General features: G+C 69.4%; 12 protein-coding genes. 4 read left to right on the top strand and 8 right to left on the bottom strand.

Features of this window, described 5'->3' with window-relative positions; all coding sequences use genetic code 11:
• Positions 1-40 precede the first annotated feature (40 nt).
• From F0U44_RS15885 to F0U44_RS15860, 6 genes are all read right to left on the bottom strand, one after another.
• Positions 41-1333 (bottom strand): SAM-dependent methyltransferase, encoded by a 1293-nt coding sequence (locus F0U44_RS15885; RefSeq protein ID WP_149729339.1) that lies wholly within the window; start codon positions 1331-1333, stop codon positions 41-43.
• Entirely contained in the window at positions 1333-2730 is a 1398-nt protein-coding gene (locus F0U44_RS15880; protein WP_149729338.1) for an FAD-binding oxidoreductase, read from the bottom strand. The genes F0U44_RS15885 and F0U44_RS15880 overlap by 1 nt, the downstream gene beginning before the upstream one ends.
• A 72-nt stretch (positions 2731-2802) precedes the next feature.
• On the bottom strand, positions 2803-3156 hold the full coding sequence (locus tag F0U44_RS15875; RefSeq protein WP_149729337.1) for a cytidine deaminase-like protein: 354 nt from the start codon (positions 3154-3156) through the stop codon (positions 2803-2805).
• A gap of 65 nt (positions 3157-3221) precedes the next feature.
• Entirely contained in the window at positions 3222-4520 is a 1299-nt protein-coding gene (locus F0U44_RS15870; protein ID WP_149729336.1) for a hemolysin family protein, read from the bottom strand.
• Between the two features lie 2 nt (positions 4521-4522).
• The gene (ybeY, locus tag F0U44_RS15865) at positions 4523-4981 is read right to left on the bottom strand and encodes an rRNA maturation RNase YbeY (RefSeq protein ID WP_149729335.1); all 459 of its coding nucleotides are present in this window, start codon (positions 4979-4981) and stop codon (positions 4523-4525) included.
• Positions 4982-4988: 7 nt separating this feature from the next.
• On the bottom strand, positions 4989-6014 hold the full coding sequence (locus tag F0U44_RS15860; RefSeq protein WP_149729334.1) for a PhoH family protein: 1026 nt from the start codon (positions 6012-6014) through the stop codon (positions 4989-4991).
• A 137-nt stretch (positions 6015-6151) separates the two neighbouring features.
• Between F0U44_RS15860 and F0U44_RS15855 the strand changes: the two genes are divergently transcribed.
• A complete protein-coding gene (locus F0U44_RS15855; RefSeq protein WP_149729333.1) occupies positions 6152-6415 on the top strand; it encodes a hypothetical protein in 264 nt (87 codons plus the stop codon).
• 4 nt (positions 6416-6419) lie between these two features.
• Here F0U44_RS15855 and F0U44_RS15850 read toward each other — a convergent pair whose 3' ends face one another.
• Positions 6420-6785 (bottom strand): histidine triad nucleotide-binding protein, encoded by a 366-nt coding sequence (locus tag F0U44_RS15850; protein ID WP_149729332.1) that lies wholly within the window; start codon positions 6783-6785, stop codon positions 6420-6422.
• Positions 6786-6909: 124 nt separating this feature from the next.
• On the opposite strand from F0U44_RS15850, the gene F0U44_RS15845 reads away from it, so the two are divergent.
• From F0U44_RS15845 to F0U44_RS15835, 3 genes are read left to right on the top strand one after another with little or no spacing between them, the layout of a single operon-like run.
• On the top strand, positions 6910-7461 hold the full coding sequence (locus F0U44_RS15845) for a SigE family RNA polymerase sigma factor (protein WP_246160534.1): 552 nt from the start codon (positions 6910-6912) through the stop codon (positions 7459-7461).
• Positions 7458-8501, top strand: a complete 1044-nt coding sequence (locus tag F0U44_RS15840; protein ID WP_149729330.1) for a GerMN domain-containing protein — start codon at positions 7458-7460, stop codon at positions 8499-8501. The genes F0U44_RS15845 and F0U44_RS15840 overlap by 4 nt, the downstream gene beginning before the upstream one ends.
• A 26-nt stretch (positions 8502-8527) precedes the next feature.
• Positions 8528-9472 (top strand): Gmad2 immunoglobulin-like domain-containing protein, encoded by a 945-nt coding sequence (locus F0U44_RS15835; protein ID WP_149729329.1) that lies wholly within the window; start codon positions 8528-8530, stop codon positions 9470-9472.
• A 17-nt stretch (positions 9473-9489) separates the two neighbouring features.
• On the opposite strand, the gene F0U44_RS15830 is transcribed toward F0U44_RS15835, so the two are convergent.
• Positions 9490-12120: an MBG domain-containing protein gene (locus F0U44_RS15830; RefSeq protein WP_149729328.1), complete on the bottom strand. Its 2631-nt coding sequence runs from the start codon at positions 12118-12120 to the stop codon at positions 9490-9492.
• Positions 12121-12221 lie beyond the last annotated feature (101 nt).

Below are 12221 nucleotides of genomic sequence, written 5' to 3'. Positions count from 1 at the left end.
CGGAAAACCGGGTAGAAGGTCCCAGGAATTTTCGTGCAGGTCACCAGGTCGGACGTAGAGGGAACCCGTTGGAGCCCTCGTCACCCACCTTCGCGGCCAAGATGTGGTGGAGCTGGATCTCATTGAGCTCGAAGGCCAACCGGGAGCCCGCCATGTAGAGACCCCACACACGTGCGGCGTTCTCCCCCACCTCGGCCACGCACTCGTCCCAGTGCTCGGCGAGGTTGGCGCACCAGCCGGCGAGCGTGCGCGCGTAGTGCACGCGGATGTTCTCGACGTCGTGCACCTCGAAGCCGGCGTCGTGCACGGCACTGACCAAGAGCCCCGGCGCGGCGAGCTCCCCGTCGGGGAAGACGTAGCGGTCGATGAACTCCCCGGGCTTGGTGTCTTGATGGTTGTTGGCCCGGGTGATGCAGTGGTTGAGCAGCCGCCCCTCGGGCTTGAGCTTGTCCTTGACGAAGCCGAAGTAGGACGGGTAGTTGCGCACGCCGATGTGCTCGGTGAGTCCGATCGAGCTCACCGCGTCGAAGTCGCCCTCCTCGATGAGCCGGTAGTCGAGGTGGCGGACCTCAGCCAGGTGGTCGAGCCCCTGGCGCTTGATCTCCTCCTGCGCCCACACGGCCTGCTGCTCGGACAGCGTGACGCCGAGCGCCTTCACGCCGTACTCCTTGGCGGCGTGGCGCACCATGCCGCCCCACCCGCACCCGAGGTCGAGCAGCCGCTGGCCCGACCGGAGGTCGAGCTTGCGGGCGACGAGGTCGTACTTGGCGGCCTGCGCCTCCTCCAGCGTCGCCGCCTCGTGGGGGAAGACCGCGCACGTGTAGGTCATCGACGGGCCGAGGACCAGCTCGTAGAAACGGTTGGAGACGTCGTAGTGGTGATGGATCGCCTCGGCGTCGCGCGTGAGGCTGTGGCGCACGCCCTCGAGGAGGCGGCGCACCTTGGAGGGGGCCTCCTCGGCGGGCGGCGTCGGGGGGAGCAGGTGGCTGATGCCGAGCGAGCGCACGATGTGCAGTAGCTCCGCGGGACTCGGGCGGCGGAACTTGACGCCGGCCTTGAGTACCCGCAGCGCCTCGTAGGGGTCCCCCGGGTGGGTGCCGAAGAGCTGGAGGTCGCCCGAGACATAGGCCCGTCCCATGCCGAGATCGGGGTCCGGGGAGCTCATCAGGTAGTTCAGGCCCCGCTCGGTGGCGACGTGGAAGCGGTAGGGCGCGTCCTCGGGGCCGGCCCCGCTGCCGTCGTAGGCGGTGATGCGCAACGGCAGTGGCTCGCGCATGAGGCTGTCGAATGCCTCGGCGATGGTGAGCTTGCGGGTCATCGTGCTCTGGGTCATCAGCGGCTCCTCACGGCCTTGTCGTAGAGCGAGGTCAGTCGGTCATCAGGGTCGTAGCGACGTTTCACCGCCGCTAGGGCCGGCCCGTTGTAGAGCCGGTCGAAGGTCTCGGGGTCGTAGAACGCGTCGGAGTAGAGGCTCTTGTGTCCGCCGAGCTCGTGGACCTTCGCCTCGATCGCGCGGTTGCGCGGCGAGTGCACGGCCTCGGGACCGACGTGGACGGTGCCCCAGAAGCCGACGTTGACGTAGGTGCTGCCCGGCTGGAGCGGGTAGGCGGTCCAGGAGCGCTGGGCGACGAGCGGGCAGAGCCACACCGGCCGCATGCCGACCTCGGCGTCGAACCAGTCGAGGAACTCTGGCAATCGCTCGACGGGCACCTCGATGTCCTGCACCACCCGTTCCCGCAGCGGCCGACCGGCACGTCGGTCGAGACGGTCGGCGATCGCGAACCTGCGGTCGAGCTTGAGGAGCCGCATGTAGACGTCGGAGCGACGCTTGGTGGCCGGCCACACCCGGCGCACGACCGGGTGCTGGGCGTAGAAAGCCCCCGAGCACCAGAACCAGTCGGTGTCCCAACGCCACAGGTAGTCGTAGGTCGTCAGCAGGTCGGTCGAGCGGTCCTGGAGCGACCGGAAGTAGACCCGCTGGCCGGTGTAGTCCGACGGCGCTGGTTGAGGTGCGAGCTGACGAGCCTCGGAACCAACGTCGTCGGTCCAGCGAGCCAGCGTCAGGTAGTACTCCCCCGGCGCGAAGGCCACCCCGTCGAGCCCATCGACCGGCTGGCCGTCATAGGTCCTCGTGTGGGTGATCTCCTCGATCGTCTTCGCCAGCAGTCCGGCGTCGTCGAAGCGGAGGTGCCGCAAAGCCACGTAGGACGGCACCCGCTCGAGCTCGATCTGCAGCCGGGTCGCGTAGCCGAGGCTCCCGTAGGAGTTGGGGAACGCGTCGAACAAGTCGTCTCCGGGCCGCACCGTGACCACCTCGCCGGCGCCGGTGAAGACGTCCATCTCGAGCACCGACTCGTGGGGAAGCCCGTTGCGGAAGCTGGTCGACTCGATGCCGAGCCCGGTGACCGCGCCGCCCAAGGTGATCGTGCGCAGCTGCGGGACGACCTTCGGGATCAGCCCGTGCGCCAGGGTCGCGTCGACGAGATCCTCGTAGGTGCACATGCCCTGCACCTCGGCGACCGGAGCACCGCTGGCAGGTCGCGGGACGACCTCGATGACCCCGGTCAGCCCGCTGACGTCAAGACCCGGAGCAGTGCTGGCTGCTCGGGCCCGGAACAGGTTGGTGGTCTGCTTGGCGAGGCGAACCGGCTCGCCGGGTGCGATGGCCGCGTAGGACTCCGCGAGGCGTGCGACAGCCCCGGCATGACCCTCCCAAGCGCGGTCCGGCATGCCCAGAAGTTACCTCGCAAAAGGGACGAACCGGTTACCGATTTTCCCGAGATCGCGGTACACCCTGTCCCGTCACACGCGAGCGATCGTGACCGACTCTGCGATGGTGCCGCGAGGGTCCCCCACGTGCAGCAGGACGCCAGCAGTTCCGCCGAAGTCGCCGAGGACCGCGCGATCGGAGTCACTCACCGACCCGGCGTCGCCGAGGAGCACGCACGCGTCGACCCCTGCAGATCCGGACGCGACCGCCATCGCCACGCACGCCTGGACGGCTGAGAGCTGCAGCGAGGGCAGGTCCACCGTGGCCGCGGCGTAGGTGCGTCCGTCGGTGTCGCGCACGGCCGCGCCTTCGGCCGCGCCGATGCGGGCGCGGGTCGCGCGGGCGAGGGTGACGAGCTTGGAGTCCTCGGTCGAGAGATCGGGCATGCGCCGATTATCCCAGCGGGGATCGCGCCTTGGTTTCGGGGCTCCTCGCTGGCGCTCGTCGCACCTCAACCAGCGGCGCCGTCGACCTCGTCGGCGAGGCCGAGGAGCCGGATCCGCACGGTGCCGACCTTGTTGCGGCGGCCTGCGGCCTCTTCGGCCTCGAAGCGCAGACCGTGGCACTCGACGACCGATCCGGGGATCGGCACCTTGCCGAGGTGCTTGGCCATCAGGCCGCCGATCGAGTCGATGTCCTCCTCCTCGACGTCGAAGCCGAAGATCTCGTCGAGGTCGTCGATCGGGTAGCGCGAGGACACCCGCACCTCCCCGTCGCCGAGCTGCTCGACCTCGACCTGCTCGGCGTCGTACTCGTCGGTGATCTCGCCGACGATCTCCTCGAGGAGGTCCTCGATCGTGATCAGGCCGGCGGTGCCGCCGTATTCATCGACGACGACGGCGACGTGCTGCCGGCGCGCCTGCATCTCGCGCAGCAGGTCGTCGACCGGCTTGGAGTCGGGCACCCACACCGTGGGGCGCATGATCTCCTCGACCCGCTGGGTCAGCTCGACGTCGGGCGCCTCGAAGTCGCGGCGGACGACGTCCTTGAGGTAGGCGAAGCCGCGGATGTCGTCGAGGTTCTCGCCGATGACCGGCACGCGGGAGTAGCCGGACCGGAGGAAGAGCGACATGGTCTGGCGCAGGTTCTTGTAGGTCTCGATGTAGACGACGTCACCGCGCGGCACCATCACCTCGCGCACGGTCGTGTCGCCCAGCTCGAAGACCGAGTGGATCATCTTGCGCTCCTCGGACTCGATCACCGCCGAGGCCTCGGCGATGTCGACGAGCTCGCGCAGCTCGGTCTCCGTCGAGAACGGTCCCTCGCGGAACCCGCGTCCCGGGGTGATCGCGTTGCCGATCAGGATGAGCAGCTGGGGGAACGGCCCGAGCAGCTTGGTGAGCGCCCACAGCGGCCAGGCCGACCACAGCGCCACCACATCGGCGTGCTGCTTGCCGAGGGTCCGCGGCGCCACTCCCACGACCACGAAGGACACGACGAGCATCGCGCCCGTGGCGATGCCGACCCGACCCCAGAAGGACGCGTCGACGAGCTCGGTGACCAGCACCGTGACGATGACGATCGCCGCGATCTCGCACAGCGTGCGGAGGAAGAGCGCCGTGTTGAGGTAGGGCGGCGCATCGTCGAGGACGACGACCAGCCGCTTCGCGCCCGGCCGTGGCTCGCTCTCCAGCTCGCCCGCGCGGGCGCGGGAGAAGCCACCGAGCGCGGCATCGGCCGCAGCGAAGAGACCCGCCAGCACGACCAGCACGCCGGCGGCGGCGAGCAACCAGACGTCGCCTGTGGACATCGTCAGGCCGTCGCGGCGGAGCGCCACTCGGCGAGGAGCTGGTCCTGCAGACCGAACATCTCCTGGTGCTCCTCGGGCTCGGCGTGGTCGTAGCCGAGGAGGTGGAGGATCCCGTGGACCGTGAGCAGCTCGAGCTCGGCGAGAGTGCCGTGACCGGCCGCCTCCCCCTGGCGCTCGGCAATCGTCGGGCACAGGACGAGGTCGCCGAGGACTCCCTCCTCGGGCTCCTCGGTGACCAGGCCCGGGCGCAGCTCGTCCATCGGGAAGGCGAGCACGTCGGTCGGCCCCTCCTTCTCCATCCACTGCTCGTTGAGCTGGGCGATGGTGGCTTCGTCGACCGCCTTGATGCAGAGCTCGGCCTCGGGGTGGACGCGCATCTGGTCCATCACGAAACGGCTCAACCGCGCCAGGTGCTTCACGTCGATGCCGGAGCCGGACTCGTCGAGGACCTCAATCGTCACGAGGGAATCATCCACGGGGACGCTGGGGCCGCGCCACCGGGGCGACCTGCCGACCGTCCTCGCGAGCGGCGTCGTATTGGTCGTAGGCCTCGACGATCCGCCCGACCAGCTTGTGGCGGACGACGTCTTGGGCGGTCAACCGCTGGAACGTGAGGTCCTCGACACCGTCGAGGATCTCCTCGACGATCCGCAGCCCCGACTGGGTGCCGGACGGGAGGTCGACCTGGGTCACGTCACCGGTGACGACGATCTTCGACCCGAACCCGAGCCGGGTGAGGAACATCTTCATCTGCTCGGGCGTGGTGTTCTGCGCCTCGTCGAGCACGATGAAGGAGTCGTTGAGCGAGCGGCCCCGGAGGTAGGCCAGCGGCGCGACCTCGATCGTGCCGGCGGCCAGCAGCTTGGGGATCGTCTCGGGGTCGATCATGTCGTGGAGAGCGTCGTAGAGCGGCCGCAGGTAGGGGTCGATCTTCTCGCTCAGCGTGCCGGGCAGGAAGCCGAGCTTCTCCCCCGCCTCCACCGCCGGCCGCGACAAGATGATCCGGTTGACCGACTTGGACTGCAGCGCCTGTACGGCCTTGGCCATCGCGAGGTAGGTCTTGCCGGTGCCCGCCGGGCCGATCCCGAAGGTGATCGTGTGCTTGTCGATCGCCTCGACGTAGCGCTTCTGGTTGACCGTCTTCGGTCGGATCGAGCGACCTCGGTTGCTCAAGATGTTAAGCGACAACACGTCGGCCGGGCGCTCGGTGGTCTCCGCGCGGAGCATGCTCGCGACCCGCTCGACGGTCTCGGTCGTGACGCCCTGGCCGGTGCGGATGATGGCGACCAGCTCGTCGAGGAGCCGCTCGGCCAGCGCGACCTCGCCCGGGTCGCCGTGGAGCGTGATGCGATTGCCGCGCACGTGGATCTCGCAGCCGAAACCGCGCTCGATCATGGCGAGGTGTTCGTCACCGGGGCCGAGCAGGCTGACCATGTTGATGCTGGTGGGCACCACAACGGTGTGTCGCGTCTGGTGCGTGGGTGTGGTGGTCATCCTTGCCCTGGTCGGGCGGCCTCTCTGGTGCGGTGATGGTGCCTGTCCATGCTACGCCGAGACAACATCGGAGCAGACCGAGTTAATCCACACCGCACCTCGCCGAGTTGTGCCCGGCGCCCGCGTACCGTGAGCACATGACGCCGCGCGACGACCACGACGACGAGCCGGTCGAGCTCGCCGACGACGCGGCCGACCCCGACTGGTTCCCCGGTCAGCACCTGCCGGAGGAAGCTCGGCTGATGGGGCTCACCCACCACGTGCCCGACGGAGCGCTGCTCGACTTCGCCGGCTCGCTCGACGGCGCCAAGCCCTACCACCGGATCGCGGCGTGGCTCCTGCTCCTCGTCTTCGCGCTCCCCGTGCTCTTCGCCGTGCTCAGGGTCGCCTTCAACGTCTGACTGGTCAGCCCGGCGGCCAGGTCATCAGCCGCCCGCCCAACACGTGCAGGTGGGCGTGGAAGACGGTCTGGTGCGCCGCTGCGCCGGTGTTGAACACCATCCGGTAGCCGCCGTCGGGTCCGTCGATCCCCTCCAGCGCGGCGATCTCCCGAGCCGCGTCGAAGAGGTGGGCGGCAGTGGCCGGCTCGCCCTGGGCGAGGGTGGCGGCGTTGGGGTAGTGGCTGCGCGGGATGACCAGCACGTGGGTCGGCGCCTGCGGATTGAGGTCGCGGAACGCGACCGTCGTCTCCGACTCGTGGACGATCGTCGCCGGGATGTCGCCCGCTGCGATCTTGCAGAACAGGCAGTCGGGGTCTGTGGGAGAGGTCACGTCGCCACTCTCCCAAATCAAGGCACGCCGACGTCAACCGGACGGCCTGCTGGCGCGTGCAACTAGCGTGACCACCTATGCGGCGACTGTCGGGATCGCAGCCCACCCCTCGTGGGGGCTGGGCGTGACCGACGCGCGCCCGGAGAGCGGCGTCGACACCGACGCCGACGCGGGCGTCGAGGCTCTCTACCTGGCGCACTGGGCCCCGCTGGTCCGCCTCTCCGTGCTGCTGGTGCACGACCAGGGCATGGCCGAGGAGATCGTGCAGGACGCCCTGGTGGCAGTGCACCAGAAGTGGGACCGGCTCACCGACCAGCAGAAGGCGCTGGCCTACCTGCGCCAAGCTGTGGTCAACCGCTCGCGCTCCGCGCTGCGCCACCGCGGCGTCGTCAGCCGCTACCTGGCCAGGCAGAGCGCGCCCGACACGATGCCCGGCGCCGATCGACCCGTGATCGTCGACAGCCGTCGGCGCATGGTCCTGGACGCGCTTCAACAGCTCCCCCGACGCCAGCGCGAGGTGCTCGCGCTGCGCTACTACCTGGACCTCTCCGAGGCGGAGATCGCCGAGACCCTCGGCATCAGCCGCGGCGCGGTGAAGAGCCACGCCTCCCGCGGTGCGGCCGCGCTGCGACCGATACTCGAAGATCTCGGACCGGACCTGAGGACCGATCAATGAGCGACCTGAGCCCTGACCGCAGGGACGACGAGCTGCGCGCGCTGCTCCACGACGCCGTGTCCGACGTCGAGCCCGCCGACCGGCTGGGAGAGGTACGCCGCCGTACGCGCACTCGCCCCACCCGCTCACGTCGGTGGGCACCGCTCCTCGTCGGCGCCGGTGCCGTCGCGGCCACGGTCGTCACCGCGGGCATCGTCGTCAACACGCTCGGGGACGAGCAGTCTCCCGAGGACACCCCCGTCGCCAGCAGCGGCCCCGGCGACGGACCCACCACGGCCGCCGCAGGCATCTACTACCTCGGCAGCACGACCGCCGGCCCGCGGCTCTACCGCGAGTTCCAGGCCGTCGGCCGCACCTCCGACCCGAGCGAGAAGGTCCTCAACGCGCTGCAGCGGCTGACCGTCGACACCGGTCCGCGCGACCCCGACTACGACACGCTGTGGCCGAAGGGATCCTTCGCCGGCGTGGAGGTCACCGACGACCGCGTCGTGGTCGCCCTCGGCACGCCCGCTGCGCTCACCAGCACCGAGACCACCGCGCTCGGACGGTACGGCGTCCAGCAGGCCGTCTACACCGCCGAAGCCGCCCTCGGGGCCACCCTCCCCGTGGCGTTCGTCTGGGACGGCGCGCCGGCGCGCACCGTGCTCGGCGTGAAGGTGGCGGCGCTCGTCGACCGCGACCGCAACCACGACATCGCCGCGCCGGTGAACATCACCGACCCGAGCGAGCACCTCGCCGTGACCGGCGTTCTCGAGGCCAACGGCACGATGGCCGACGACGTGGCCCGCGTGAGCTGGATCCTCTACAGCAACGCCCCGGACGAGGTCGTCGTACGCCAGGGCCGCGCGACGCCCATCGACATCACCGGCCCCGACGCACGCGCCACGCTCGGCGCGCCCGGGTGGGAGACCGGCGTCATCGACCTCGCCGGCCTCGAGCCCGGCACCTACACCTTCGTCGTGTCGGTCTCCGAGGTCGGCCAGACCAGCGACGACTATCCCGACGTTTTCGAGGACACGCGGACGATCACCGTCCGCTGAAGCACTACGACCCGGAGGATCGAACCATGAAGCGCCACACCTTCCCCCTCGCCGTCACCGCGGCGCTCTCGGCTCTCGTGCTCTCGGCGTGCGGCGACGACGAGCCGACCAAGGCCGACGACCCGGCCACCAGCCCGGCCGCGCAGTCCGACTCGCCCAGCGAGTCCACCGCTGCGACGCCGACCGACCCGGTCACGACGGAGACCACGGAGACCTCCACGACCACGACCGACGTGGCGGTCTTCTTCGTCGGCGACACCCCGCAGGGACCCCGCCTCTACGCCGAGGAGCGCGCGGTCGAGGCCGACAACCCTCCGGGCGAGTCGCTGGCGCTCCTGATGGCCGGCGACGTTGCCGACCAGGACTACCGCACCCTCGTCCCCGCAGACAGCCTCGAGACCGACATCGGCTTCGACGGCACCGGGGAGGACGGCTACTACGCACTCAGCCTCACCGACGCGCAGTGGGTCGAGCGCCCGGCGGGCATGTCCAAGGCCGATGCGGAGCTCGCCGTGCAGCAGCTCGCCTACACGCTGCTCTCGCAGGCCGACGACGGCGACATCGAGGGCGCGACCGGCGGCGTCGACTTCTACCTCGACGGCGAGCACACCACCTTCCTCGGTGTCGAGGGTACGGCGAGCCCGGCCCCCTCGCTCGACGTCCGTGCGCTCGTCAACGTCCTTGCCCCCGCGGAGGGTGCGACGGTCAGCGGCTCGTTCACCGCGAGCGGCGAGGCCAGTTCGTTCGAGGCCACGGTGCCGTGGCAGATCGAGGACGAGTCGGGCGCGGTCGTGAAGCAGGGCTTCTCCACCGCGGAGGGCTGGGCCGAGCACCTCTACCCGTGGCAGACCGACGTCGACGTCAGCGACCTCGACCCCGGCACCTACACGTTCGTCGCACTCACCGACGACCCGTCGGGGGGCGAAGGTGGCGGACCGACCGAGGACTCCAAGACGATCGTCGTCGAGTAGCCCTCGGTCGAAGCGGTCTAGGCCGCCTGCCGCTTCTCGATCGCGTTGACGCCTGCGTTGCCGACGTAGCGGGCAAGGTAGCCGTCCCGCTCGATCTGGTTGAGGTGGCCGGCGTTGGTGACGGTGCACGTCGCCTTGCCGGTCGCGTCGGTCACCGCCGTACAGGCGATCGAGTTGGAGTTGCCGGAGTAGAACGTGATCGTCGCTCCCTCGACCGGGCGCCTCGACGGGCCCGAGGTGAGGGTCGCCTCGAGGACTCCGGCGCTGGTCATCTTCTTGGTCTCGAGGAAGCCGGAGGTCTGGGTGATCGTGAGGATGCTCCCGGCGAAGCCGCCGAAGGCGTAGTTCGTCGACGACAAAGTGCCGGCGTTGACGAACAACGGGTAGTTGCCCGGGTAGGACGACACCGTCGCCGGCGTGGTGAAGCCAGGAGCACCGGTCACCACCGCGGCGGTGTCGCCGTTGCGGAAGCCCGAGTAGGTGACGGTGTAGGCCGGGTCCGGTGCGCTGTACTCCCGCGTCGCCAGGTTGGCGGCGACCGTCAGCAGGGCCTTGTTGACCGTGAGCGCGCTGTCGGTGAACGAGAACGCATAGTTCTGCGCAGCGAGCGTGCCGGCCTCGAGGTCGATCGGGTAGCTCCCCGCGTTGCTCGTCGCACCAGCGGTCGTCGTGAGGGACGGGGTCCCCGTGAGGACGGACGCGTCGTCGCCGTTGCGGAACCCCGCCACCGTGTAGGTCAGCGCCGGGTTGGCGTCGCCATAGGTCCGCGACTTCGGGTCGGCGGTCAGTGCCAACGTCGCCTTGGTGACGGTGAGCGTGTTGTCGTTGAACGTGAAGGAGTAGTTGTAGGCAGCGAGGGAGCCGAGCTCGAGGTCGATCGGGTAGGACCCGACGTTGCTCGCCGGCGCCGCGGTCGTCGTCACCGAGGGCGCCCCGATGAGGATCGACGCGTCGTCACCGTTGCGGAACCCAGCGACCGTGTAGGTCAGCGCAGGGTTGGCGGCACCGTAGGACCGCGACTTGGCGTCGGCGGTCAGCACCAGCGGCGCCTTCCTGACCGTGAGCGCGTTGTCGGTGAAAGCGAACGAGTAGTTCTGCGCAGCGAGGCTTCCTGCCTCGAGGTCGATCAGGTAGGTCCCGACGTTGCTCGTCGTAGCGGCGGTCGTCGTCAGGGACGGGGCACCGGTGAGGACCGAGGCGTCGTCGCCGCTACGGAATCCTGCGACGGTGTAGGTCAGCGCCGGGTTGGCGTCGCCGTAGGTCCGGGACTTGGCGTCGGCGGTCAGCCCCAGCAGCGCCTTCCTGACGGTCAGGGTGCTGTCGTTGAACTTGAAGGAGTAGTTGTCCGAAGCGACCGTGCCGGCCTCGAGGTCGATCGGGTAGGTCCCGACGTTGCTCGTCGCATCGGCGGTGGTCGTCAGGGACGGGGCCCCGGTGAGGACCGAGGTGTCCTCTCCGTTGCGGAAACCTGTCGCGGTGTAGGTCAGCGCCGGGTTGGCGTCGCCATAGGTCCGCGACTTGGCGTCGGCGGACAGCACCAGCGGCGCCTTCCTCACGACCAAGGTGTTGTCCTTGAACGTGAAGGAGTAGTTGTGCGCACCGACGGTGCCGGCCTCGAGGTCGATCGGGTAGTTCCCGACGGTGCTCGTCGCATCGGCGGTCGTCGTGATGGACGGGGCCCCGGTGAGGACGGAGTCATCCTCACCATTCTGGAAGCCGGTCACCGTGTAGGTCAGCGGCGGGTTGGCGTCACCATATGTCCGCGACTGGCGGTCGGCGGTCAGGGTCAGCGGCGCCTTCAGCACGTTGAACTTCACCGACGAGTAGCCGACGACCTCGTAGTTGCCGCCCGTTACCTCGCCGCCCGAGCACGTGTCCGTGTCGATGTCGAGCCGGCTGGCCACCGGCAGGGTCGGTGCGATGTCGCGACCGTCAGCCAGCTTGGTGCACGTCATGCCGCCGGCGTAGATGCCGTCCCAACCGGTGGTGCCGGTGTACTTGGGAGCACCGCCGTAGACCTGGGCACCCGTCACCGCGACGATCACCGGCTTGGGGGTGATCGTCATGATCCCGGAGACGAAGGGCCGCAGCAGGTAGTTGCCGCCTGCCGAGAGAGACCCGGCGGCGATGTTGATCTTGTAGGTGTAGCGGACCTGGGACTTGGCCTTCGCGTTCGTCGTGATCCTCGGAGCACCGGACAGGACCGAGGCGTCGTCGCCGTTCCGGAAACCCGTCACCGTGTAGGTCAGCGGCGGGTTGGGGTCGCGGAACTCGCGCGTCTTGTCGTCGGCGGTCACCGTCAGCGGAGCCGGGTTGACGATGAAGCGCATGCCGTCGTACCTGCCGATGGCGTAGTCCGGGTCGCTGAGGACACCGCCGCTGCAGGTCGACGCGTCCACCGTGTAGTTGCCGGCCGCCAGGGTCGCGTCGATCGGCACCCCGCCGGTGAGGCCGGTGCAGGTGACACCGCTGACCGTCACGGAGGACTTGGTGACGGTGCCGGCGAAGGTGGCGGAGCCGCCGTAGGTCTGCACGCCGTTGACGCGGACGGCCACGGCCGTCGTCGCGTGCGCGGGCGCCGGCAGGGCGGCCACGCCTCCGAGTGCCAGGACGCCGGTGATCGGTGCGATCAGGTGACGGATGTTCAACGCTCCCCCAGGTGCAATTTCGTGCTCAGCACCGGCAACTGCCCGAAAAGCCCGGCATGCAATCAACGGTTAGGTCGCCCTCAAGTCACGGGTGTAGATGC

The sequence above is a fragment of the Nocardioides humilatus genome, from assembly GCF_008373755.1.
Lineage (GTDB): Bacteria > Actinomycetota > Actinomycetes > Propionibacteriales > Nocardioidaceae > Nocardioides > Nocardioides humilatus.
The sequence above is the reverse complement of the archived record's forward strand: the minus strand, read 5'-3'. Positions and strand labels throughout refer to the sequence as shown.